A 24,770-nucleotide genomic window follows, 5' to 3' on the forward strand; every position below is an offset into this window, starting at 1 on the left:
GTTGCGATCTCGCTGAATAATTTGGGTAATGCTTATCGTAACCGAGGGGAATACGAGAGGGCGATCGAGTTTCACCAACAATCTTTAGCCATTAAACGGGAAATCGGCGATTTGGCGGGAGTTGCAGGGTCTCTCAATAATTTGGCGAATGTTTACTTCTCCCTCGGGCAATACGAAAGGGCGATCGAGTTTCACCAACAATCTTTAGCCATCCAACGGGAAATCGGTGATGTGGTGGGGGAAGCTCAATCTCTCATTAATTTGGCGAATGTTTACTTCTCCCTAGGACAATACGAGAAAGCGATTGAGGTTTACCAACAATCTTTAGCCATCCAACAGACAATTGGCGATCGGTTGGGTCAAGCTAAAATTCTCGGTAATTTGGCGAATGTTTACTTCTCCCTCGGGCAATACGAGAAAGCGATCGAGGTTTACCAACAATCTTTAACCATCCAACGGGACATAGGCAATGTAGTCGGTGAAGCCGTATCTCTCAACGGTTTAGGGATTGCTTACCGTAACCTAGGGGAATACGAAAGGGCGATCGAGTTTCACCAACAATCTTTAGCCATTAAACGGGAAATCGGCGATGTGGCGGGAATTGCCAACTCTCTTTTGAATTTAGGCAATACTTATCTAAACATTGGGGAGTACGAAAGGGCGATCGAGTTTCACCAACAATCTTTAGCTATCCAACAGGAAATCGGCAATGTGGCGGGAATTGCCAATTCTCTCAATAATCTCGCTTGGGCCTTCATGCAAACCCAAAACTTTGCTGCTGCCGAAGAAAACCTCTTCGCTACCATTGAACTCTGGGAAACCCTCCGTGCCGATTTAACGAACGATGAGGATAAGGTCTCCATTTTCGATACTCAAATTAATTCCTATCGTTCTCTGCAACGTGTCCTCATCGCCCAAAACAAAACCGAAATGGCTCTCGAAATTTCCGAACGGGGACGCGCCAGAGCATTTGTCGAACTGATGGCACAACGCTTGCAGGTCAACTCGGCCGAAGCATTCGTTCCCCCTGCACCACCCACCCTTGCCGATATCCAGCAAGTTGCCCGCACTCAAAACGCGACCCTGGTTGAATATTCGATTGTTTCTCTGCGAGATCTTTCAAAGACGCTTTACATTTGGGTGGTTCAACCCAATGGAGACATCGCCTTTCGCCAAGTCAACTTGGACGGCCTCAACATCTCTCTAGCGGAACTCGTAACTGAGTCTCGCCATGCCCTCGGCGTTCGCGATGCTGCCATCGTTGTTGAATATTTATCCCCAGAAGAAATTGCTGCCCGCCAAGCCAATCGCTTGCAACAACTCCACCAACTTCTCATCGAACCCATCGCCGACCTACTTCCGACGAACCCGGAAGCGCCGGTTATCTTCATCCCTCACCGCGAACTGTTCCTGGTTCCCTTCCCCGCTCTCCAGGATGCCAACGGCACTTACCTCATCGACAAACATACACCTCTGACTGCCCCGGCAATTCAGGTGTTGGAACTAACTCAAAGAAGGGGAAATGGTGAAACTCTTAGAGGGGAAGAAATATTAGTGGTCGGGAATCCAGAAATGCCGTCTCTATCGCTCATTCCCGGAGAACCGGTAGTACCACTCTCCAGTCTGCCCGGTGCCGAACGAGAAGCCACGATCGTTGCCGAACTCCTGGAGACTGAAGCCCTCATCGGTTCTGCAGCAACGGAGACGACCGTTCGAGAACGAATGGATACCGCTTCCATCATCCATCTGGCGACCCACGGTATTCTGGACGAATTTCGCGGCATCGGCAGTAGCATCACCCTCACACCGGATGGAGAAGCTGATGGTTTTCTGACGGCAGAGGAAATCTTGGAAATGAATCTGGATGCCGAACTCGTGGTGCTGAGTGCCTGCGATACCGGCAGGGGAAAACTGACTGGGGATGGAGTGGTGGGGTTATCCCGCTCCCTGGTGACGGCTGGGGTTAAGAGTGTTGTCGTCTCCCTCTGGCAAGTTCCCGATGTCCCAACAGCGGATCTGATGGCACAGTTTTACAAGAATTTACAACAAGGGCTTGACAAGGGGCAGGCACTACGGACTGCGATGTTATCGATTCGTGCCACTCATCCCGAACCCCGAAATTGGGCAGCGTTTACTTTAATGGGAAATCGATGAAAGGTGAAGAATGAAACAACAATGAAACAACGAAGTAGATATTTGTGGTTATACCAAGTTTTCGGATATGTTTTCCTGTCACTTATTCTATTTGTGAGTTTCAATCCCCCAGCAGCGATCGCCGAAATTAGAATGTCCGAACATATCCCCGGACAGCTTCTGATTCAGTCGCGGCACAATTTACGGGATGATGGGGGCAATTACTGGAATGCCATCCTCTTTAAGCAGATCCAAGCAGATAGTAGCGATCGAGTGATTTTGCGGTTGGTGGGTTTTCCAGGAGTGACAGAGTTCGAGCGATCGCAGCCTCTGGAAATTACCGCAAGTCGAGGTCAGTTCTGGGTGGCAAAAGATTTATTTTCCGATACCCCACCGGCTGCCAATGTCGCTCAGTACGATATGAAAGAGATTTTGCCGCAATTGCCTAAATTTGGCAAGGTTCGCTTAGATTTTCAGTTGAGTGGCGATCGCCGGATTGAGATAGAAGTGCCTAAATCGATCGTTCTGGAATGGAAAACCGTGATTGCCGATCGCGATTCGAGATGGTGAAGTGGGCGATCGGTTTTTTTTAGAAAAATTTTTGAACCCAAAATAATTGAAAACTGCGAGATTTTAGCGCTCGCAGTTGTTATTGATTATGCAAAAGTTAGCATTTTTTTACACTTAAAGATAGGTCTATCCCGGAAAAAGAATATAGAGCAATAATTTTCGCCATTTTACCGGATAATATTATCGAGCGAAAATAATGAATAAATCGATTGAGTATTCTCAATAAAATAAATACGATTTTTCTTGATTTTAATGAAACAAATTTAGCGTAAATCGAGTCATTAAATATATCAATCGAAATCAATCTGCGGTGGATCTAAATTGTCATTGTCAGGATTGAGGCAGAGGACGAGGATTCAAAAACCTCAATTCATCGATGGGGGTGCTAGCCATTGAGCCGTGTCAAGTATCCACTCTCTAAATCCTGACGTTCACCATCGCTCGTTTCAACTCTTAAACCCACGATAACTTCGCGATCTCCTGGTGAATCCCAATTTTTTGCTCGATCGAGAAGCCGAACGACCGAATCGATCGTAAGCATTCAGCTTCAATCGATTTCGATCCCCCCTAGCCCCCCTTCCACAAGGGAGGAATTGGAAAAGACTTTGACAAACAAACAGCGCCAGCTTCCTTTGGCTTCCCCCTTCTTAAGTGGAGGAACTGCCGTGGACGGGAGGGGTATCTCTCGAGGTAGCTGAATCCTTACAATCTATCTTAAATCGATTGGTTGTAGATACTCGATCTTGAGTGATTTTGCATCCAAATCATAAGTCGTCAGGTCTCAGTTAACAGTCATCAACTTCAAACTCAGATCTAGCTTGCAAAGTTGACATATTTCAAGCTCACTACCCCGATATTTTAGCTTGCTTGCGAGAGTAAAAAGCTAATATCTAATCGCGAAAATCTGAATCCTTAATTCAAATGAATGCTTTTTCTCTCCTCGTGCTAAAGCATCTAAATTCTTGAACTTCAACTCCTCCTCTCCTGACATCCCTTTCGATCGATTCATCCCCGAACCACAACGAACTAACCATGAATACCAATCTCCTAGATCTCGACTACTATCGCCGGGTCAATCCCGACTTGGCGAACTTCTCCGACGAGCAAGCCACCGAACACTTCTTCAACTTTGGCCTTCGCGAAGGACGAGATTTTTCCCCAGTTGTCGATCTCGATCTCTATCGGGCAGCAAACCCCGATTTAGCGGCGGTCGGCTTCACCGAAAATCGTCAATTCTTCGACCATCTTACGAATTTTGGCATAGCAGAAGGTCGGCTATTTTCCCATAGTTTCAATGCCGAATTTTACCGCGCATCTCATACCGATTTGATTGCCGTTGGTTTTAATAACGAGCAACTCTTCGACCATTTCCTACAATTCGGCATCAATGAAGGGCGGGTCGCCTCCAATACCTTCGATATCGGCTTTTATCTCAACTCCCATCCCGATTTAATCGCCGCTGGATTCAACAATCGCCAAGGCTTAGACCACTTCAGTCAGTTTGGCATCAACGAAGGACGCATCACCTCTACCCAGTTCGATGTGGGAACGTATCTGGGCATTCATCCCGACCTCATTCAGGCGGGACTGACGAATCCCCAAGCCTTCAATCACTATCAAGTCTTCGGCATCAACGAACGCCGCATCGCCGCGCCGTTGTTGTCCGTTCCCGCAAATGCTGGCAATGTGGATCTCGAGGTCATTGGCGGCAACCGTCGCTTTAGTAATTTTGTATCCCAGGGTGGGGACACCTACCAATTCACCCTGTTTCGTCCCAGTTTGGTGAGTGCGGGAATTTCTACGACGACCAATTTAGATATCAGCCTCTCATTATTTGCCGATTTGAATGGCAATGGTTTCCAGGATGGCAACGAACCGAGCACGACCGATACAGGATTATCTCCCAATATCTCTAGCGTTTTACCCGCAGGAACCTATGGCTTAAGCGTACCTCAAGCTTTAAGTTCTGTTGAGGTGATACCTGGAATCCTTCGCCCTCTCATTCTTCCCTTCGAGTACGATGGCAACCTACTGGCAAGTCCCGTCGCAGCGATACCGGCGGACAATGCTGGAAATTCGATCGCCACTGCCCGCGATTTAGGGACGCTCACCACCCCGCAAACCTTCAACGATTCCCTTGGACTGCTTGATGACACCGATATCTATCGCTTTACCCTCGATGCACCGACGAACGTAGAAGCCTTAGTGGATGGCACCAATACCGAGGTCACCGTCGAAATTGTCCGAGATTTCAATAACAACGGCGAAATCGACGCCCTTCAGACTGGAGGCTTCACGGAAATTATCGAAGCCTCCACCTCAACGAGCGACCTGGGAGTGGTTCTCGATGCTGGAACTTACTTCCTGCGCCTGCAAAACGAGCGTTCCGACACCGACTATACCCTCACCCTCGCCCCCCAAGCATCGCGGCTGTTTCCAGACCGCGCGGGCAATACCCTACCGTCTGCTTTTGATGTGGGGGTGTTGAACGAAGTGCGATCGTTTGTCGATACGGTGGGCATATCCGATAGCACCGATTACTATCAGTTCGAGATTGCCACACCCACTAATATCGGCATTACCTTCGATGCCCTCGCCGGAAGCCCAGCACTGACCCTCGGTCGGGATTTCGATGGCGGTTCGAGTGAGAGTCTCGTTCTCGAAACTCGCGATATCTTGCAAAGTCAGGGCCCCTTGACCGCCCCCCAGCAAACGGCGTGGAGTCTGCATTTAACCCCCGGCACTTACTTTGCCCGCGTCTCGGATGAATTTACAGAGTCTTCTGTCTACGATCTCGAAATCTCTCCAACTCCCCCACCAGGATTACCCGCAGACGCAGCCGGGAATAATCTTCAGACTGCCCGAAATGTGGATGTTTTGACCGGAATAGAAACATTTAGCGACAGTGTCGGACCAGCTGACGAACGGGATATTTATCGCTTCGTTCTCAATAGTCCCGCCACGGTAGATTTCTTACTCGATCCCACCCGCAATAGTACGGCTGTGGCACTGCAGGTGTTCAACGATCTCAACAATAACGGCATCATAGACGGTTTGAGTGGGGGAGAATTTTTCCAGGGTGCGTTTGTGAATCCGCTAACTCAGCAAGCGCAAGACTCGATTTTCCTGCAACCGGGTGTCTATTTTGCCGGAGTCGTTCCTCTGGGGGGGAATGTAGATACGATCGATTACGATTTGACTTTATCGGTCGTTTGATGAATTGACAAATGAGTTGTGGGTTGGGTTTGGCGACGGATTTCCCAACCCCTGGCTCGATCGATTTCTCGGGGTTTGTCGGATAGTCGGGGTATCGGGGTAGCGCACCTGTGCCTACCGCTGGAGTCGGGACGAAAAATTGAGTGGTGGTGACGACCTCGATGTCTTCTGCATTGCGATCGCCCATTTCCCCAAACTGGATATCTGCATTCTGCATAAATTGGCGACATCGAACCTATAGGTTCAATATTTCACTCCAGTGGGTTCGGTTGGGTTGCGCGACAGGTTTTCCAAGCGAATTGAGCAAGATTTATAAATCAATTCAATATATTTTAAAGCCGAAGATAAATGCTTCTAGAGTTTTTAAATTTAAAAAAAATTATTTTTTTGACGCTCACCAAAAATATCAATATTTAAGGTTCGATTTATTTTTTCAAGCTCAATAAGAAATAAGCGAAACAAATTCTCCTGAATCTAGTCAATCAATATACCAGGCAGTATCGATCGGCGGTGGCTCTACTATTTCTAAACCTAACTGACGATCCCTAACCCAAGATGACTGTCAATCTCCTCGACCTCGATTACTATCGCCAGGTTAATCCCGACTTGGCAAACTTTAACGACGAACAAGCCACCCAGCATTTCTTCGATTTCGGACTTCGCGAAGGACGGGATTTCTCCCCAGTTGTCGATCTCGATTTGTACAAAGCGGCAAATCCCGATTTAGCTGCCGTTGGCTTCACCGAAAATCGTCAATTTTTTGACCATCTTGCTAATTTTGGAGTCGCTGAAGGTCGGCTATTTTCCCATAGCTTTCATGCCGACTTTTACCGAGCATCTCATACCGATTTAGCGGCTGTTGGCTTTAATAACGAGCAACTGTTCGAGCATTTTTGGCAATTCGGTATCGATGAAGGACGGGTTGCCTCGAATCTGTTTGACATCGGCTTTTATCTCGATCGACATCCCGATTTAATCGCAGCTGGATTGACCAATCGCCAAGCTTTAACTCACTTCAAGCAGTTCGGTATTCACGAAGGACGTACGACATCAACCCAGTTCGATGTCAGCACTTATCTAAACCTCCATCGAGATCTCATCCAAGCGGGACTGATGAGTTCCCAAGCTTTCGACCACTATCAAGTCTTCGGCATCCACGAACGCCGCATCGCCGCCCCATTCTTACCCCCTCTGAGCGATCCGGGAGAGCGATTCTCGATCGCCAACAGTTTGGACTTGGGGGCGATCGCCGGGAACCGTCGCTTTGGCTATGTCCTAGACAGAAATAATTTCAGCGATCTCTATCAATTCACGCTTTTTCGCCCCAGTGCGGTGAGTATCGATGTCCGACAAATACAGCCAGGTGTCATTCCCTACGTCCAAGGGGAGTTATATCTCGATCGTAATAGTAACGGTCGACTCGACTTCGACGAACGCTTGGATTTAGCGAGATTTAACCAATCCATTTCCGGTTTTTTGTCTCCTGGAACCTACTGGATTGCTGCGGGTTTTGGTCCGGAAGGAGAAGAGATTTTCCCGCAGCCAACGCCGTACAATGGCGATTTACTCGTCAGTCCCATTGATGCCATACCCATTGATGGAGTCGGCAACTCGGCATCGACGGCTCGCGATTTGGGTGCGCTAACCACCGTGCAAACCGCCAACGATGCGATCGGACTGGTCGATCTGACGGATGTTTTCCGCTTTACCCTCGACGAACCCACCAATATCGAAGCTATACTCGACGGTAACAGTGGCAACGTCATTGTCGAAATTGCCCGAGATCTCAATAACAACGGCGAAATCGAGCGGGGTCGGTTCTCCCGGGATTACACGGAGATTCTCGAAACCGGTAACAACGAACTCGGAATCGCCCTCGATGCGGGAACCTATTTCCTGCAACTGCGACGCGATCGCGCCGATACGGACTACACCCTCACCCTCTCGCCACAACCATTGAGGCTGCCTCCCGACACTGCGGGGAATATCTTACCGATGGCGTTCGATTTGGGGGAATTGGATACGGGGCGATCGGTTAGCGATACGGTGAGTGAGGCAGATCGAACCGACTTCTATCAATTTGAGATCGAGACCCCCACCAACGTCGGTATCGTCCTCGATCGCCTCACGGGAAACTCCGCCCTGGCTATCGGTCGCGATCGCAACAGTGACGGCGAACTCGAATTCGTGCAAGGGGTAAACCCCACCCTCGGCTCGATCGCCCCCGAACAAACCGCATGGAGTCTGTATTTAACCCCCGATACCTACTTCCTACGAGTCTCAGCGAATCCTCGCAATTTCTCGCTGTCGCAATACAACCTGGACATCACCCCAACTCCCCCACCGGGATTACCCCCAGATGCGGTTGGGAACACTCCCGATGCTGCCCGAAATTTAGATGTACTGACGGGTATGGTGAGTGTGAGCGATAGCTTCGGCAAGGCCGATCGCATCGATTATTATCGTTTCGTTCTCGATCGCCCTTCAACGGTGGATTTTCTGCTCGAAGTTGCTGAAAGTATTCCCAGCCAAAATATCGGAGTCTCGATCTTTGCCGATGCGGATAATAATGGCACCCGGGATATCGGAGGATTTTCCCAAACGATTCCCTTTGACGATCGAACCGCCGAAGCATCGTTTTTACTCGATCCGGGGGTTTATTTTACTCAAGTCATTAATGGGGATAAAAACGTCAATTACGATCTGAGTTTATCGGCCACCTAAGAGTGGCAGTATCGTGCGTGCGCATCAAAATATTTTTTTCCCTTCGAGACCGTCACGCTCGTAATCATCTTTACCGCGTCACCGTATCCGTCAAATGCTGCGAACTAAAACCTATTCCCTCACAGATGTCGCGGTTGCGCTCTATTTATTGGTCTCAAAGTTGAATGGGGTTTTATGCGAAGTAAAAATCCGACCCACTCAAATCGTTAACGCTAATTCCCTCAAAGAGAACTTCACCGCCGTAATTCGAGAAAAATCGCGTTCCTTGAGACGTGTTCGCGAACCGCTCGTCTGCTACGGCATCGTTAAACCAAGTTTGCGGGTTCAAGCCACTCCAACCGCGAAATTCGATCGTATCGACCCCCGGCTCGAAATCGGTAATGACATCGACTTCGCCGGTTAGTAAGCTGCGATCGCGAACGAAGACAAAGGTATCGGAACCGTCTCCCCCAGTCATCTCGTCGCTCCCGCGACCTCCGGTCAGGGTATCGTCGTCCTCTCCACCGACGATTTCATCGTTTCCCCGATTCCCTAATAGCTCGTCGTTGCCGTGAGCGCCGTGAATCTTATCGTTTCCCGAACCACCAACGGCGCGATCGTCTCCTCGACCAGTTTCGAGGATGTCGTCACCCCCGTATCCAAACACGCGATCGTTGCCCAAACTGGCGTAAATTTTGTTGCTGCTATTATTTCCATGAAGGCGATCGTTCCGAATCGAACCGTAGGTCACCCCCGATCCCAAACCATCGATGAGGGCATCTTCCACGACCTTGACCGTACTGGCTTCGACTTGAATCAAAGCCAAGCGCGTATCTCGGTTAAACCGACGTTCGTACCGACCGGCAACGAGGGTCGACACCGAATCGGTGCCGTTGTTCCCATCCACATCTCGATCGATTTGGCGTTCGGTGACGGTAAAGTTACCGGTCGAACCCATGCGGACGCGACCCACTTTTTGGGAAGAAATCAAACGACCCGAAACGGCAGAATAATCGAGAATTTTGGGGTTGGCTTCATCGGTGACATCCATCAGCAGGAAAGACGCACCGGATCTGGCGCGGGAATATTCGGCGTCGGGATCTTCGATTTCTTTAGCATCGATGGATAAATCGGCGATCGCATCGAAGGAAAAGGTTTCGTTTGCCCCCACCTCAAACGCGGCTCTCACTTTGGCCTCACTTTCGGCCGTGCCGTCAAAACTCCCCGATTCAGCTTCAACGACGAGTCCGGTCTCCGAAAACAGGGCGGTAAAAGCATCATCCGCGGAAAAGGTGGATTGCGCTTCAGCAATCGCTTCGGCGATGCCGGCTTCGAGAACGATGTCGCCATTGTCGTCGAGGAGTTCTAAAGAGGGCGAATGGCTATAATTTTCCGTCACCAATCCACCTTGAGCAAAGGCAAAGTTATCGTTGGTCACCGAACCCGAGGGCGGTAAAAAGAGAGTCTCTTGCATTGTCTGTTTACCGAGTTTATATAGTTTAAAGGAGTTTGAAGCTAAATATATTCGGGTAATATACAGCAATTTTTATAAATTAGTCTTGCCATTATGGCAGGTATTTTAGTTTTATTTCTTAACCCGCTTCGAGATGTGATGCTCGATTTTTTGGCTGTAAAATTTTGTAAAAATGACCGCATTTCAGGAACTTTTTTGTAAAGACAGAAGCGTATGAGCCTTTTAAATGAAAAGACTCTAGACGTTTGTTAATTTATTTTCGTTATGCTTCTGTATCAGCCTAGAAAAACCTCAAAACTCATCTAGATTATGAAGAAAAAATCAAGTTGGTGTAAAGAAAATATATGGATAACTCTCTATTTTCTATTTCCGACAACTTTCTGATATACTACCTCCAATCTTGCGAAAATTCGATCGCCGATCGGTAAAAATGGGTAATCTTCCCATTTTTTGGCTGAATTGGCGAGCATCAATTTACTCTTGCAATCGCTCGATCTGATTCTGGGCGTGTCGTGCGGCTGGTGAATTGCCTTGCTGCTGGTACAACTCGGCTGCGACTTGAAAATCCGCCATTGCCCCGGCAATATCCCCAAGTTGGTTGTTGCGAACGGCCCCGCGATTGAAGTAGGCATTGGCGTAGTTGGCATCGATGTCAATGGCGGCGCTGAAGTTGGCGATCGCTTTTTGGTAGTTACCCAGTTGGGCGTGGAGGATACCGCGATTGTAGTAAGCTTCGGTATAATCGGGGTCGATCCCAATGGCTTGGGAATAGGCTTCGATCGCCCCAGCCACATCGCCGAACCCCGCCCGAGCCATCCCCAAACTCAGATAAGCCGGCGCAAAATAGGTATCGAGTTGAATGGCGCGATTTAAATCGGCGATCGCCCCTTGCCAATCCTCCAACTCTCCTCTGAGTTTGCCGCGATGGTAGTAGGCGAGGGTATATTCCACATCCAGTTCCAAGGCACGATCGAAATCTGCCATTATCCCAGCGATATCGTTCCTCCAACCATTCGATCGCCATTTCGCTATCCCCCGACGAAAATAAGCCTCGGCATTGCGATCGTCGAGGGTAATGGTGGCAGTATAGTCTTCGATGGCACCGGCAAAGTCCCCTAGTTGAGATCGCAAAAAGCCGCGATACAGGTAAGCTGCGGCGTAGTCTCGATCGAGGCGCACCGCTTGAGTCAAATCCGCGATTGCCCCCTCAATATCGCCGTTGTTGTAACGCTGAGTGCCTCGGATATAGTAGCTAGCCGGATCGGTGAGTTCGGGATTGGTGAGTTCTAGGTTAGCGGGTTTGGTGATTTGGGCCGTCGTGGGTAGCACCTGAACGACATTCCACCCGGAAATTGCCAGTATTAACACCCCCATTGGAATCGATCGCGGCCACATAAATTCTCACTCCCTGACGATGAGATTCGGTGAAACGCTCTCATCCTACTACGAGTGTCGGGCGATGAGTGTCGAGGTATAAGTGTCATGGCGATTAGGCAGCGATCGCGAATCTTGGGAGAAGATAGAAATAGCCCGATCGTGCAACGAGTAAGGAGAGGTTAATGAAGCGCACCCTAGCAACCTTAAGCGCACTGTTATTACTGGGATGGACGACAAGCGTTCGCGCAGACAATCCCGACGATTCTCGCAAACTCTTAGAAACTCGTCGCTGTTGCGGCTGTAACTTGCGCAGTGTGGATTGGACTGGCGCGAACCTCAGCGGTGTCGATCTGAAAAATTCCGATCTGTTCGGGGCAATTTTAACCGAAGCAGACTTAAGCCAGACGAACCTCGAAGGGGTAGACTTGCGCTACGCCAAGCTAGAGCAAACGAATTTACTCAGGGCTAATCTGCATAAAGCCGATCTGTCACTGACAAACTTAACGAATGCAAATTTGAGCCAGGTAGATTTGAGCGAGGCGACGTTAGAAATAGCCAAAATGAGAGGAGTCAACTTGAGCGGCGCAAACCTCGAAGAAACCGATCTGCGAAATGTCCGCTTGCAAGATGCGGATCTAACCGGGGCGAATCTTCAAAATGCCGATCTTCGAGATGCGGATTTAAGTGGGACGGACTTGCGAGGCGCGGATTTAACCGGAGCAAATTTGTGGGGAACGAACCTAGATGGAGTGAATTTAACGGAGGTAGATTTGTGCGGGGCGATTATGCCCGATGCCACTCGGATTCAAGCCACTTGTCCTGAATTGTAGTCATCTCTAGCACAGGGTTAAGGGGGAAAGGGGACAGGGACAAAAAAGGTACGACTGAACCCTAGAAATCGAGCTAATTTTGAATTTCCACGACATGTCCGCAAACGGGAATAGCCAGCCCGAAGTACTCATAGCGCGACCTCATTGTAGCTTCTCATACACGCTCGGGTTTTCTAAAAACCGCCCACCCCTCAAAACAAACTCAGTTGCAACGGGGGCTGTTCGACGCGATCCCAAGGCAGGGGAGGAAGGCTAATTCCTCTGGCTTCGAGTAAGTGCCAGAAGTCTCGCGCCGTACTTGGAGAGCGCTCTTCCAGGGGACAGTGAACGAAGAAATACACCCGCGTGCCTTGCTGCAACCATTCCTCCAATCGGCTGACCCATTCTCGCAAAAATCGCTCGTTCTGCGATGGTTCCGGGTGGCTGATGAAGCGGATGAGGGTAAAATCGGCGGTGACGATCGGCTGTACCGGTAAGTCCGGTTTGCGCCGGTTGGAGTTGGCTTGGGGGTCGTCATCGCCACTGTAAATCGGGCGAGTGTCGAGGATAACGCGCCCAACTCCTAACCCTTCAAGGATGGCGTTGAGTTGACGGGCGTACGGTTCGAGGAACCAGTCGGGATGTCGCACTTCCAGGGCGAAGGGCACATTTTCCGGCAAGGCTTCGAGAAAGGCTTCTAAATCCGCGAGATATTCCGGTCCGTAGGTGGGAGGTAACTGCGCGAACACCGGTCCGAGTTTATCCCCCAACCCTTCCATATGCTCTAAAAATCGCAACGAGTCCTCAATAGCGGGTTGCAACAAACCGCGATGGGTACACTCGCGCGGTAACTTCAAGCAAAATTCAAAGTCATCAGGAGTTTCGAGGTGCCAGCGCCGCACCGTTTGCCAGTCCGGGATGGCATAAAAGGTCGTGTTTCCTTCCACCGTGGTGAAGCGATGACTGTAGAGATTTAAAAAATCGTTCGTTCGACTGCCCGTTGGATAAAAGTCTCCCAGCCAACCGCGATAGGCCCAAACAGCACAGCCGAGTTTAAAGCGAACGTCCATAATTTTTCCATCCTTTTTGAGTGCGAAACACCCTGAATCCCACCCAGATCGATAATCCGATCGCGCTGCCGATGGCGGCAATGGCGATCGTCGGAATCTCAGTATGGCGAATGGCGATCGCCACCAACGCCCAAACCACCACCCCCGGAAACGCCAAATCTCGCCGTCGCCACACCACGATCGCGCCCAAAAACCCTGCAACGACAACCATCCCAGCCGTCCAGATTTCCGGTGGGATACCCCATCCAGACCAGCTCGTAGCGTACAGGGCGATCGCGACATTGACGATCGTCGCCACGCTAATCCAAGCCAAATAAATGCTAGTGGGAATGTGAACGAGCCATTTGAATTTGAGGGGAACGAGCTTTTTCCCGACTCCCAATGTCCGATATGCCGCAATTAAAGGTAGCAAGATGACGACCATTGCCCCGAGGGAGAGTCCGAAAAAGCGCCATTGAAATAGAAAGACCCAGAGAATCTGAGCCATACTACTGACGACTAAAAGATAGCCCAGCTTCCGAAAATCGCGGTGGGTTCGTTGAGATTTCTGAAGCTGGTAAATGCCTAATCCGATTAACCCCAAGTAAATGAGACCCCAAATGGCAAATGCGTAATTGGCTGGAGTCACGAGTACGCCACCGAGGAGAGTATTTGAAATTTCTCCAATGGTGAGACCGCCAATCGGATTGAGATTTGACCAGATATTAATAAAGAAGGCGGCTAAGATAGAAGCGAGTGTCGAAACTTGTCTGGCAAAATCTCGATCGAAGCGGCGTTTCATCATGTTTATCGAGTCGATCGTCGAACGGACTTCTCTGTATTTTAGATAAATTTTTCCAAGTTATCTCAAGGATTGGCAATTTTTGGGAAATTTCTGGCAAAATCTTCCAAATTGAATTTCGTTTTTTGTGGCAATTCAATCTACCAATGGAGTGCAGAATTTGAGGATTTTATCTTGAACTCTAGATGTAGTGTCGTTTGGAGAGACTCTTCGATCGGGTAAAAAGCTGTTGGTTGTGACGAAGGTGCAGCGATCTCTGTGAGGTTTTCCCCTCTGTAAACCGCGAGTCCACTCCATCGAACGGTCGATGCTCTCGAAAAAAGCGATCTGGCAATTCTCGCACCTTGTGAGGTACACCCAAATTCCATTTCCGATTCCCCGTTCCCCATTCCCTCAATCGAGAAACTCTGTACCTCATCAGTGTGAGAACCGCTAGAAAAAAGAGAATCTCCCTGGCATCGAGCTATCTGGTAGAATGAATAGTCCTTGCTTCAAGCGCCATCCAAACCTCTAAGCTCGCTCTGAAGCCAAATCGTCCACAAGGAAAAAATCTCCTCATGGGAAAACCAAAAGCTACTGTTTACGAAACGATGTACATCCTGCGTCCCGATCTTGGGGAAGAACGCACGGAACAAACCATCGAAAAATATCGCACCCTCCTCACCGATCTCGGTGCTGAAAAACTCGAGATTCAGCATCGTGGAAAGCGCCGCCTTGCTTATGAAATTAACAAGCATCGGGATGGCGTTTACATCCAAATGAATTACACCGGTCCCGGTACTTGCATTGCGGCGATGGAACGCTCGATGAAAATGAGCGAGGAAGTGATTCGCTATCTTACCCTTCTCCAGCCAGTTCCTGAGGAAGCCACCGAAACCGAAGAGTCCGCCGAAGAGTAAATCCATCGCGGTAAACTCGAAGCCATTTTTTTCAATTTCAAGGTCAACATCGCGATCGTATTTTACTTTTGGGGTAATGCGATCGCCATCTAAGTCACGAACGTCTGCATCGCTTTTTGAGTCGTTCGTGGCTCTTTTTTTGTGCCAGTCCTCTTGAGAGAAAAAGGGAAAGGATGTGGGGGGTCAGAATCTCGTGAAAACTGACTCATTGTCAATTGTCCATTGTCCATTGCCCCATACTTACGTAATCTCCGATACTGTTATCGTGTCGATCGGAGTTACATTAGTTTTGTAGAACCACAACCGCAAATCTTGTCGGTATTCGCAAGGTTCCAGGTTGGAATAGAATTGGTTAGGTCAATCGCAAGAGGAGCGAATTTTCTCCTCATCTTTCGAGGAGTATATCGAAGTCTATCTCGAAAAACGAGCCGATCGAGCTACAACTGCGTGTTGGCCAAGTTGGCGAATCATGCGACAACGTCTTTTTTGACAATTCTTTGAGTTGCTTTGGGTGACTTAACCCAAGCCCAGAACCGAGCTCGGTTAAATCTGGACTTTGAACGGTCACTGGCAACCAAGAATACGGCTATTGCTTCCGACTCGATCGCGCCCGTCAAACCATGCAAGCGCGACCACTGCTTTGCTCAGGAACATATATTATGACACAATCGCGTCCACCGATTCCCCCGCCACCGTCGGGTCGTCCCATGCCTCCCCGTCCTCCGGCCCCTCCGATGCCCGGACGACCTCCCGCACCACCGCCAGTGGCCGGACGACCTCCCGCACCGCCGCCTTCTGCTCCTCCAGCGGCCCCACCCCCAGCGGCTCCACCCCCAGCGGCTCCACCCCCAGCAGCAGCTGCGCCAAAAGCCGCCGCAACTCCCAGGCGAGGCGCGGGTCCGAGTCCGGGACACCCAACGTTGACGGAAATCGTCCGATATGCCGACAAAGAAGGAATTTCCGACGTTCACGTTGGTGTCGGGGAAGCCCCGCGCATGCGACAGCGCGGTGATATCGAAATCACGGACTGGCCTGTAACCGACTTAGATACCTTCATGAGTTGGTTGCGGGAAATCATGACCGATGATGAGATTCGTCAATTCCAAGAAAATCTCGATTTTGACGGTGCCGCAGATTTAGGCTTCGTTCGCATCCGGATTAACGTTTTCGATTCTACGAACGGTCCGGCGATGGTGTTGCGACTGATCGGGTGCGAAATTTTAACTTTAGAACAGCTCAAACTCCCGGAAGTCTTTAAGAATATCAGCCTCGATCACCACAAGGGTCTAATTTTGGTCACGGGACCGACGGGTTCGGGTAAATCAACGACCATGGCAGCGATGATCGATTATATCAATCGAAATAAGGCGCACCATATTATTACGATTGAAGACCCGGTCGAATTCGTTCATAAGAGTAAAAAGTCGCTCATCAAACACCGGGAAGTCGGTCGGAACACCCTGAAGTTTTTTAACGCTCTCAAGGCGGCCCTACGGGAAGATCCCGATTTGATTCTGGTGGGGGAAATTCGGGATAAAGAAACCATGAATATTGCTCTGAAGGCTGCCTCCACCGGTCACTTAGTGATGGGAACCCTGCACACCAACAGTGCGGTCAAAACCATCGAGCGGGTCATGGGGATGTTCCCCCCTGCCGAGCAACCGGCTTTCCGGGTGGCACTATCGGAATCGTTGGTCGCTATTGTCGCTCAAGGTTTGTGTAAAACCACCGATGGCAAACGAGCGGCTTTCCACGATATTCTCATTGCAACGGATGCGATTAAAGAATACGTCATTCAAGGGCAAATGGAAGAAATCACCCAAGTGATGCTGCGATCGGAATTCGATGGGATGACGACAATGAATAAGGCTTTGTTGGGACTCTATCAAGAAGGTCGCATCACGGAAGAAACGGCTCTCGATAAATCGCCGACCCCGAACGAAATGGCTCAGTTCCTACGCGGTCGCTTGTAAGCGCGAACATCGGAGTTGACGATCGTACCGGCGAGCAATAAAACCATAGAAGTCAGAAGTTAGAACTTCTAACACAATAGAGATGAGTTCTCATTGATTTCTTATTGATTTTTGTTCTCTCCTACTGCGATCGCTCTTTGCCACCCATGAATTCAGATCGTACTCCTCTCCCCCAGTTATTTAAGGGCATTGCTCTGTTTACCCCTGGGGGAGATTTGTTCTATTGCATCGATCCCAACAAACAAAATCGATGGCATTTACACTTATGTGCAGCGGTTCAAGAACGCTTGGGTTTGTCGGAACCTCCTCACTTTTTGCTGCCTTGCTACGGTGCGACGCTCGATCGATGGCTCGACCCCCAAACTCAGCAAGTCAAGGTGTTTGCCGAAGCCTATCCCCCTGCATTGCGATATCGTCCGTTGCTCAATGCGGTATTCGGGACCGATGACGAGATTTGGCAAGTCAGTACTGACACCTCTAAATTATGCGATCCCCTCGTCGTCTCTACCTATCGAACGGCCTGTCCCCAACTCTGGGAAAATCACGATCTGGTGGTACGGGTGCAATCGACACAGCCGGCTCGGGGAATGTTTCCAGAACCCGAACCCACAGATGACTTGGCTCTGGATGTAAGCGGATACGTCCTGCACTTATTTATCAGCGGCCGCAGCTTAGCGGTGGAACAAACCCTGTTAAATTTACACCAACTTTTAGATCGACATTTGGGTCAACCCTATACCCTAAAAGTGATCGATATCTTGAAGCATCCAGAACAAGCCGAAGCCGAGCGGGTTTCGGCTACACCGACATTGATTCGCGTCTGGCCTCACCCTATACGACGCATTGTCGGGGATTTGGATAGCGAGAGTAAACTGTTGAGTCTGCTCAACTCTCTCAAATCGTAAACGATCGCCGTTGATGACGATCCTTCGACTTTCGCACATAGATGTCTAATGGGAAAAGAGCCTCAAGTCGATGAGGTTTCCGACTCCACGAAAACTCCCGAGGCTTCGCCGTAAGTAGAAGCCGGTAAACTTTGGGACGGCTTATCCGAGGGAATCTCGCCATAGCCATCGGAGTTGGAAATCTGTTTGACTTCTTGCATCAAACTCGCCATCTCCAGAGCATTCATGGCGTAACTCCAGCCGAGATTACTCTTAATTCCAGCACGTTCTAAGGCTTGCTGCATCGTATCGGTGGTGACGATGCCGAAAATCACGGGCACTCCCGTCTGAAACCCAGCAGCAGCAACGCCTTTTGCTGCCTCGCCGGCAACGTAATCGAAGTGTGGCGTTTGTCCGCGAATCACCGCCCCCAAGCAAATAATGGCATCGTAGCGATTGCTTCGGGCGAGTTGGTTCGCCACCATGGACACTTCAAAACATCCAGGTACCCATACATAGTCGACCTGAGTGCCGTTGGGATCGACATCGACGCCGTGGCGTTTCAAACAATCTTGACATCCCGCCAAGAGTTTGCCGGTCACTAAGTCATTGAAGCGGGCAATGACGATCGCAAATCGAAATCGAGCGTTAGTGGCAAATGTGCCTTCAAAAACAGTCATGAGCGAGGGGAGGTTTGACTCCAAGTCAGGGGAATATTGGGAATCGAGAAGTTATTGAAAAGTCCTCAGAAAGACGTCGTCGGTGCTTTCACTACGTCAAAAGACCCGATTGCGTAGGGTCGAGCGTCTTTTGACGATGGAGCGCTTGCATGCGATCGTTACTCACCTCGATCGTAAGAATAACTCGATTCGTTTTTGGTGGAGTAACTTTTGGTTGAAGGTTCCGACGGAAAAAGCAGGTAAGTCTAAGACGAAGAGTGCCGTCGCGAACGAACTTCAAGATAAGGAATTGCCCGCGCGGTTCGACCGTGGGGCAAACATCGGGTGCAAGGGCGAATTTTGGGTTGTCAAATTTCGAGAGAGCGACCCGAGTTCTTGAGGGCAACCTTGCCTAAACAACCAGGTAATTTAAGATTCCCACCAGCAGGACGAGCACGATCCAAGCACCAGAACCGACGTAAAGCAGGGGCTTAGACTGGTCCCAGTTTTGGGGAGAAGCGTAGGCGACGGGAACGCCAACCACCATGATGAAGGACAATACGACTAAACCGGTAAGTGCAAATTGAAATAAGATTGTCAGCATTTCTCGAATTGAGTTTTAATACGGTTTCGACTCACTTCCATGGATACGATCGCCATCGCACGTGAATGTTGGAAGTATCGATCTATTCTACGTCAAATCGCGTCCCGCTCGGAGAATCTGCCTCGAATTCTTGGTGAAGGGATGGGGAATGGGGAATGGGAAATGCGCGCATTTTCTCCCCCTTTGTCCCCTTGTCCCCCCGCCTACCCTACCAGGTCGGATCGATATAAAGATTCACCGTTATCGTCTCTCGTCCGGCTGGAACGGCGGAAATACAGGCGCAAATGGCTTCTCCGTCATCGAGTTCGACTTCGCAGGCGTGACACGAACCCATCAAACATCCTGTCGGAATTGAAACACCCGCCCGCCGGGCAACTTCGAGTAGGGGTTCTCCCGCTTGGGCTTCAACGGTGACATCATCGGGTAAAAATTGAATTTTCACGATCGAGTTTGTGAATATTAGATGTTAAGTGTTAGATTTTATCTCTGTATTCAGGACGGTAATGACAACTGAATGACAAATTTCAACTCGCGATGTCCTCACACTTCTCAATCTCGCAATGAATGGGGCGAACGGATTTGGGTTGCGCGAATGGGTGTTATCGATCGCATTTTTTCACTCGTTCGCGAGCGTCTTGCTCTATACCTTTCACTTTAGATGGAATTAAGGGCATCGACAACGGCAACCCACTCCTCGAATCACGCCTCGGTGCAACTTAAAGGATTTAAAACCTGACAAAGCTTAGGAAAAGGGGAAATGCCTTCTATCCCCTCTTCGTCATCACGTGACTTGACATAAAGTTGCACGTGGCGTGAATAATAAAATCGAATCATAAAAGAGCAGCCTTTGCTCCAAGAGCCGATCGCTATTTCAGAATCGGCATGGTTTGTGCCTGTTGGCGATCGATACGCTACCTCAAAGATTTCGTCTATCCGATCGCCTCTGTTCCGTTTGCCCCCTGCAAATTCCCCGCTTCCGCATTCTCCCCAGACTCGAGTATGTCTTTCTCCTCCATCGTTCGCACTATTGCCCGCTCGCCCTTGACTGGCGAACTCCACAGTAAGCTCGATCGAAACCGCTATCTCCAGCTTGAAGGGGTGCCTCGATTGCCCAAGGGGTTAGTCGCCTCGGCACTCGCCCAGAAACAGCAGCATCACTTGTGTGCGATCGCCGCAACCCTTGAAGAAGCGGGACGTTGGGCGGCGCAACTCGAAGCCATGGGATGGCAAACGGTTCATTTCTACCCCACCAGCGAGGCTTCCCCCTACGAACCCTATACCTCCGATGAGATGACTTGGGGGCAAATGCAGGTGTTGGCGGATTTAGTCAATCGATCGAGTGAGGGCGAACATCGCCCCGTTGCTATTATCACCACCCAGCGAGCCTTGCAACCCCACCTCCCGCCGCCGGAGGTCTTTCGAGCGTCTTGTTTCGAGTTGAAAGCGGGGATTTCCCTAGACTCGAAAGCTGTCGATCTCCGCTTAGCCGAGTTGGGATACGATCGGGTAGCGTTGGTGGAAATGGAGGGACAGTGGAGTCGTCGCGGGGATATCGTCGATGTTTTCCCCGTCTCCTCGGAGTTTCCGGTTCGCTTGGAATGGTTTGGGGACGAGTTGGAGAAAATTCGGGAGTTCGATCCCACCACTCAGCGTTCGTTAGATAAAATTTCCCAGTTAGTTCTGACACCGACGCAATTTACAGCGATCGTGAAGGGGGTGTTGGGAGATGACATCGAAGAGTGGTTGCCCTCCGATGCTGAAGAGACTCACCCCATCTCTCCGATTGCCCTGTTGGGAGTGGCTTTTGACAAACCCGCCTCTATTCTCGATTATTTGCTCGAAAATACCCTAGTCGCGATCGACGAACCTCTCCAATGTCGCGCCCACAGCGATCGATGGATCGAACATGTCGAGGAACAGTGGCAGGAGTTGCAAACCCCCATTGAAGTGCCCAAACTCCATCGCCCCTTAGACGAATCCCTCACGGGGATTGAATTCCAACGTCTGGATTTGTCCGAGTTATCCGTAGCCGATGGCGGGGCGTTCGATCTCGCCAGCCGTCAGGTTCCCACCTTGCCCCATCAGTTTGCCAAAATTGCCGAGATTTTGCGGGCGGAACGCGATCGGGGCTTTACGGTATTCCTTGCCTCCGCCCAACCCAGTCGCGCCGTTGCCCTACTGCAAGAACACGACTGCCCCGCCCAGTACGTTCCCAACTCCCGCGACTATCAAGCCATCGATCGCAACCAACTGCACCATACCCCCGTCGCCCTCAAGTACTCCGGTTTGGCGGAGATGGAAGGATTTGTGTTACCGACGCTGCGGATGGTTTTGGTGAGCGATCGCGAATTTTTCGGGCAGCACACCCTCGCCACCCCCACCTACGTCCGCAAGCGCCGCCGCGCCGTTTCCAAACAGGTCGATCCCAACAAACTGCAACCGGGGGATTACGTGGTTCACAAAAGCCACGGTGTGGGGCAGTTCATCAAGTTAGAAAGCTTTAGCGTCAACAACAAAACCCGCGAGTATTTAGTCCTTAAATATACCGATGGTACGTTGCGGGTGGCGGCCGATCAACTGGGCTCTCTATCTCGATTTCGCCGCACGGGGGAAGGCAAACCCCAACTCAACAAACTTTCGGGAAAAGCTTGGGAAAATACCAAGAAGAAGGTTCAAAAATCTATCAAAAAGTTGGCCTTCGATTTGCTCGAACTCTATGCCAAACGCGCCCAGCAAACGGGATTTGCCTTTGGTACCGACCAGCCCTGGCAGCAGGAACTCGAAGATTCGTTTCCCTATCAAGCCACCCCCGATCAACTTAAAGCCACTCAAGATGTAAAGCGGGATATGGAGAGCGATCGTCCCATGGATCGGCTGGTGTGCGGGGATGTGGGATTTGGTAAAACCGAGGTGGCCGTACGGGCGATTTTCAAAGCGGTGACGGCGGGCAAACAAGTGGCGATGCTCGCACCGACGACGATTTTAACCCAACAGCACTATCACACCCTCAAGGAACGCTTTGCACCCTATCCAATTCAAGTGGGATTGTTGAATCGATTTCGGACGGGACGGGAAAAGAAGGATATTTTGCAGCGTTTGGAAACCGGGGAACTCGATGTGATTGTCGGCACCCACCAACTGCTGGGAAAAAGCGTCAAAATTGCCAATTTAGGGTTGCTCGTTATCGATGAAGAACAGCGATTTGGGGTGAATCAGAAGGAGAAAATTAAAACCCTGAAAACGCAAATTGATGTCCTCACCCTCACGGCAACGCCGATTCCTCGGACATTGTATATGTCGCTTTCGGGCATTCGAGAAATGAGTTTGATTGCTACCCCGCCTCCTTCCCGTCGCCCGATTAAAACCCATCTATCTGCCCAGGACTGGGAAACCATTCGCAGTGCCGTTTCCCAAGAACTCAATCGCGGCGGACAGGTGTTTTACGTGGTGCCCCGGATTGAGGGGATTGAAGAAACTTCGGCGAAAATCCGAGAAATGGTTCCCAGCGCCCGACTTGCCGTCGCCCACGGACAGATGGATGCGGCGGAATTAGAATCGATTATGCTCGCGTTTAGTTCCGGGGAAGCGGACGTTTTGGTGTGTACCACCATCATCGAATCGGGATTGGATATTCCCCGCGTGAACACGATTCTGATCGAAGATGCCCAAAAATTCGGCCTCTCCCAACTCTACCAACTCCGGGGGCGCGTCGGACGGGCGGGCATTCAAGCCCATGCCTGGTTATTTTATCCCCGCCAAAAGAGCCTGTCGGAGGTAGCCCAGAAGCGGCTGCGGGCGTTGCAGGAGTTCAGCCAACTGGGTTCGGGTTATCAACTCGCAGTCCGGGATATGGAAATTCGCGGCGTGGGGAACCTCCTGGGGGCGCAACAATCGGGGCAGATGAACGCCATCGGTTTCGATTTGTATATGGAAATGTTGGAGGAGGCGATTCGAGATATTCAGGGTCAAGAAATTCCCAAAGTGGACGATACTCAAATCGATTTAAGTTTGACGGCTTATATTCCCACGGATTACATTCTCGATCTCGACCAGAAGATGGCGGCTTACCGGGCAGTTGCGACGGCGCGTTCTCGGGAAGAATTGACGCAAATTGCCGCGGATTGGTGCGATCGCTACGGAACAATTCCCACGGGGGCGAATCAACTGTTACGGGTGATGGAACTCAAGCAAGTGGCAAAGAAACTGGCATTTTCGCGCATCAAACCGGAGGGAAAACAGCACGTTATCTTGGAAACGCCAATGGAAGAACCGGCGTGGAATTTACTCAAACCCCATTTACCGAAACATTTGCAATCTCGCTTCGTATATACGCCGAGTAAAGTGACGGTACGGGGATTGGGGGTTCTTGCCCCGGAGAAGCAGTTGGAGAGTCTAATTGAGTGGTTAGGTTGTATCGCTCGCGAACATTACCGTCAAGATGCAGAAGAAACGGCTTAGGCTCCCAGGGGTGTTTCGAGAGTATTGGGAAAAAATAGGGTGACTTGAAAGTGAGGAGTGGGTTTATTTTGCCAGACTCATAACCGGGGCAAACGATAACGTTTTGGGAGCGGGATCTCGATCTAAGTTGGGCATTTCTTGGTAGCAATGACAACAGAACCAATACACCTTATGCGCTCGAATATGACGAAGAAGAGTATCCGAACAGCACGGGCACTTTGGGCTTAACATGATGATTGAAATTTTGATGTTTTTTTATGTTATAGTTTAACTATATCAGAATATTGATAAATACTTATCAAACTTGACCTTTCTTAAAGATAGGCTTAAAAAGAGCAATCGCTCGATGCTTTAAGTTTTCTTCTGAGTAAAAGTTAAAAGTAATTCCTATCTTGCAAATTTTCTTGTGATTCGAGCGCATTTTGGAAAAGAGTTATAGCGTTACGCAAGTCCGTTAGGACATTCAGAAAAATTGCTCAACACCCCGAGGGGAATACAGAGATAGTCGTGTCAAACGCGCATTTGCGTAGTGCTATACCTCGCAATTTTTAGGAAAATAAACATTATAGTCATTCCGAGAGGGCGAGTTTTGAAGTAGGGGTCAACGGCTGTTGACCCCTAGGGTACTTTCCTAAAGTAACGAAGAGAAGAAGTACGATGAGAGCTATAGCAACTGCGATAACCGAGCAGAGTTTAGTAAGAATTCTAGCTTTCTCAAATGTTTCTCCGTGGCAAGTTGTAATGCCGTATTGCCTAATCGATCTTGATGCTCGATTTTTATCCCAGCAGAAATCAAAATTTTAGTAGTTTTGCAGAGTTGCTCGTATAAGGTCATATTTTTCGGTCTGAAATCGAAGCAGTTTTCATCAAAATAGTGAGGAAAGTGACTGATGGCAATCATGAGAGAATTTGCACCCTGAAAATCGCAAGAGTTAACATTGACACTCCCATTAATTAATGCTTCAACTGCTCGATATTGCGCGCCCGAAGCTCCTCTCATTAACGGCGTCCAACCATAACCGTATAACTCATCTCGAATCTCGCAATTGGCTCCTGCTTGAAGTAAAATCTCGATTGTTTTCCATACAATCCAGAAAAGCGAATTTTAATTTGTCTCACTTGATTCTTGAATTCGATCGCATCTTAATTTTTCACGATCG

Annotated in this window: 17 protein-coding genes; 9 read left to right on the top strand and 8 right to left on the bottom strand. The window is 49.8% G+C overall.

Features of this window, described 5'->3' with window-relative positions; translation table 11 throughout:
- The 4 genes from AC2215_RS15155 to AC2215_RS15170 all read left to right on the top strand — a co-directional run.
- Positions 1–2,154, top strand: a 2,154-nt coding sequence (locus AC2215_RS15155) for a CHAT domain-containing protein (RefSeq protein ID WP_486810855.1), incomplete at its 5' end; no start/stop codon positions are given.
- A gap of 93 nt (positions 2,155–2,247) precedes the next feature.
- Positions 2,248–2,703 carry a DUF3122 domain-containing protein gene (locus tag AC2215_RS15160; RefSeq protein ID WP_486810856.1) on the top strand — a complete coding sequence of 152 codons (456 nt, stop codon included), beginning with the start codon at positions 2,248–2,250 and terminating at the stop codon, positions 2,701–2,703.
- 1,032 nt (positions 2,704–3,735) lie between these two features.
- Complete coding sequence (locus AC2215_RS15165; protein ID WP_486810857.1) at positions 3,736–5,919, top strand: hypothetical protein; 2,184 nt, start codon at positions 3,736–3,738, stop codon at positions 5,917–5,919.
- 555 nt (positions 5,920–6,474) lie between these two features.
- Positions 6,475–8,643 (top strand): hypothetical protein, encoded by a 2,169-nt coding sequence (locus tag AC2215_RS15170; RefSeq protein ID WP_486810858.1) that lies wholly within the window; start codon positions 6,475–6,477, stop codon positions 8,641–8,643.
- A gap of 172 nt (positions 8,644–8,815) precedes the next feature.
- On the opposite strand, the gene AC2215_RS15175 is transcribed toward AC2215_RS15170, so the two are convergent.
- Together AC2215_RS15175 and AC2215_RS15180 are read right to left on the bottom strand one after the other, a co-directional pair.
- Positions 8,816–10,096: a calcium-binding protein gene (locus AC2215_RS15175; protein WP_486810859.1), complete on the bottom strand. Its 1,281-nt coding sequence runs from the start codon at positions 10,094–10,096 to the stop codon at positions 8,816–8,818.
- Between the two features lie 474 nt (positions 10,097–10,570).
- Positions 10,571–11,491: a tetratricopeptide repeat protein gene (locus AC2215_RS15180; protein ID WP_486810860.1), complete on the bottom strand. Its 921-nt coding sequence runs from the start codon at positions 11,489–11,491 to the stop codon at positions 10,571–10,573.
- A 164-nt stretch (positions 11,492–11,655) separates the two neighbouring features.
- On the opposite strand from AC2215_RS15180, the gene AC2215_RS15185 reads away from it, so the two are divergent.
- A complete protein-coding gene (locus AC2215_RS15185; RefSeq protein WP_486810861.1) occupies positions 11,656–12,303 on the top strand; it encodes a pentapeptide repeat-containing protein in 648 nt (215 codons plus the stop codon).
- Positions 12,304–12,494: 191 nt separating this feature from the next.
- Here AC2215_RS15185 and AC2215_RS15190 read toward each other — a convergent pair whose 3' ends face one another.
- Positions 12,495–13,352, bottom strand: coding sequence for a DUF72 domain-containing protein (locus tag AC2215_RS15190; RefSeq protein WP_486810862.1), 858 nt, complete (start codon positions 13,350–13,352; stop codon positions 12,495–12,497).
- Positions 13,336–14,136, bottom strand: a complete 801-nt coding sequence (locus AC2215_RS15195; RefSeq protein ID WP_486810863.1) for a tryptophan-rich sensory protein — start codon at positions 14,134–14,136, stop codon at positions 13,336–13,338. The genes AC2215_RS15190 and AC2215_RS15195 overlap by 17 nt, the downstream gene beginning before the upstream one ends.
- A 554-nt stretch (positions 14,137–14,690) precedes the next feature.
- On the opposite strand from AC2215_RS15195, the gene rpsF reads away from it, so the two are divergent.
- The 3 genes from rpsF (at position 14,691) to AC2215_RS15210 (ending at position 17,910) form a co-directional block, all read left to right on the top strand.
- Positions 14,691–15,032 carry a 30S ribosomal protein S6 gene (gene rpsF, locus AC2215_RS15200; protein ID WP_486810864.1) on the top strand — a complete coding sequence of 114 codons (342 nt, stop codon included), beginning with the start codon at positions 14,691–14,693 and terminating at the stop codon, positions 15,030–15,032.
- 659 nt (positions 15,033–15,691) lie between these two features.
- Positions 15,692–17,005, top strand: a complete 1,314-nt coding sequence (locus tag AC2215_RS15205) for a type IV pilus twitching motility protein PilT (RefSeq protein ID WP_486810865.1) — start codon at positions 15,692–15,694, stop codon at positions 17,003–17,005.
- Positions 17,006–17,151: 146 nt separating this feature from the next.
- The gene (locus AC2215_RS15210) at positions 17,152–17,910 is read left to right on the top strand and encodes a circadian clock KaiB family protein (protein WP_486810866.1); all 759 of its coding nucleotides are present in this window, start codon (positions 17,152–17,154) and stop codon (positions 17,908–17,910) included.
- 62 nt (positions 17,911–17,972) lie between these two features.
- Here AC2215_RS15210 and ribH read toward each other — a convergent pair whose 3' ends face one another.
- The 3 genes from ribH to AC2215_RS15225 all read right to left on the bottom strand — a co-directional run bounded on the left by ribH (position 17,973) and on the right by AC2215_RS15225 (position 19,594).
- On the bottom strand, positions 17,973–18,569 hold the full coding sequence (gene ribH, locus AC2215_RS15215; RefSeq protein WP_486810867.1) for a 6,7-dimethyl-8-ribityllumazine synthase: 597 nt from the start codon (positions 18,567–18,569) through the stop codon (positions 17,973–17,975).
- A gap of 391 nt (positions 18,570–18,960) precedes the next feature.
- Positions 18,961–19,152, bottom strand: a complete 192-nt coding sequence (gene psbZ, locus AC2215_RS15220) for a photosystem II reaction center protein PsbZ (protein ID WP_486810868.1) — start codon at positions 19,150–19,152, stop codon at positions 18,961–18,963.
- Positions 19,153–19,360: 208 nt separating this feature from the next.
- Positions 19,361–19,594, bottom strand: coding sequence for a 2Fe-2S iron-sulfur cluster-binding protein (locus tag AC2215_RS15225; protein ID WP_486810869.1), 234 nt, complete (start codon positions 19,592–19,594; stop codon positions 19,361–19,363).
- 557 nt (positions 19,595–20,151) lie between these two features.
- Between AC2215_RS15225 and mfd the strand changes: the two genes are divergently transcribed.
- Positions 20,152–23,610: a transcription-repair coupling factor gene (mfd, locus tag AC2215_RS15230; protein ID WP_486810931.1), complete on the top strand. Its 3,459-nt coding sequence runs from the start codon at positions 20,152–20,154 to the stop codon at positions 23,608–23,610.
- Positions 23,611–24,274: 664 nt separating this feature from the next.
- Here the strand turns inward: mfd and AC2215_RS15235 are convergent.
- Positions 24,275–24,700, bottom strand: coding sequence for an ankyrin repeat domain-containing protein (locus AC2215_RS15235; RefSeq protein WP_486810932.1), 426 nt, complete (start codon positions 24,698–24,700; stop codon positions 24,275–24,277).
- Between the last annotated feature and the right edge of the window lie 70 nt (positions 24,701–24,770).

Source organism: Zarconia sp. (genome assembly GCF_057467645.1).

Coding starts and splice junctions, on each gene's coding strand:
- AC2215_RS15165 (WP_486810857.1), top strand. CDS start 3,736: ATGAATACCAATCTCCTAGATCTCGACTACTATCGCCGGGTCAATCCC.
- AC2215_RS15170 (WP_486810858.1), top strand. CDS start 6,475: ATGACTGTCAATCTCCTCGACCTCGATTACTATCGCCAGGTTAATCCC.
- AC2215_RS15175 (WP_486810859.1), bottom strand. CDS start 10,096: ATGCAAGAGACTCTCTTTTTACCGCCCTCGGGTTCGGTGACCAACGAT.
- AC2215_RS15180 (WP_486810860.1), bottom strand. CDS start 11,491: ATGTGGCCGCGATCGATTCCAATGGGGGTGTTAATACTGGCAATTTCC.
- AC2215_RS15185 (WP_486810861.1), top strand. CDS start 11,656: ATGAAGCGCACCCTAGCAACCTTAAGCGCACTGTTATTACTGGGATGG.
- AC2215_RS15190 (WP_486810862.1), bottom strand. CDS start 13,352: ATGGACGTTCGCTTTAAACTCGGCTGTGCTGTTTGGGCCTATCGCGGT.
- AC2215_RS15195 (WP_486810863.1), bottom strand. CDS start 14,136: ATGATGAAACGCCGCTTCGATCGAGATTTTGCCAGACAAGTTTCGACA.
- rpsF (WP_486810864.1), top strand. CDS start 14,691: ATGGGAAAACCAAAAGCTACTGTTTACGAAACGATGTACATCCTGCGT.
- AC2215_RS15205 (WP_486810865.1), top strand. CDS start 15,692: ATGACACAATCGCGTCCACCGATTCCCCCGCCACCGTCGGGTCGTCCC.
- AC2215_RS15210 (WP_486810866.1), top strand. CDS start 17,152: ATGAATTCAGATCGTACTCCTCTCCCCCAGTTATTTAAGGGCATTGCT.
- ribH (WP_486810867.1), bottom strand. CDS start 18,569: ATGACTGTTTTTGAAGGCACATTTGCCACTAACGCTCGATTTCGATTT.
- psbZ (WP_486810868.1), bottom strand. CDS start 19,152: ATGCTGACAATCTTATTTCAATTTGCACTTACCGGTTTAGTCGTATTG.
- mfd (WP_486810931.1), top strand. CDS start 20,152: ATGTCTTTCTCCTCCATCGTTCGCACTATTGCCCGCTCGCCCTTGACT.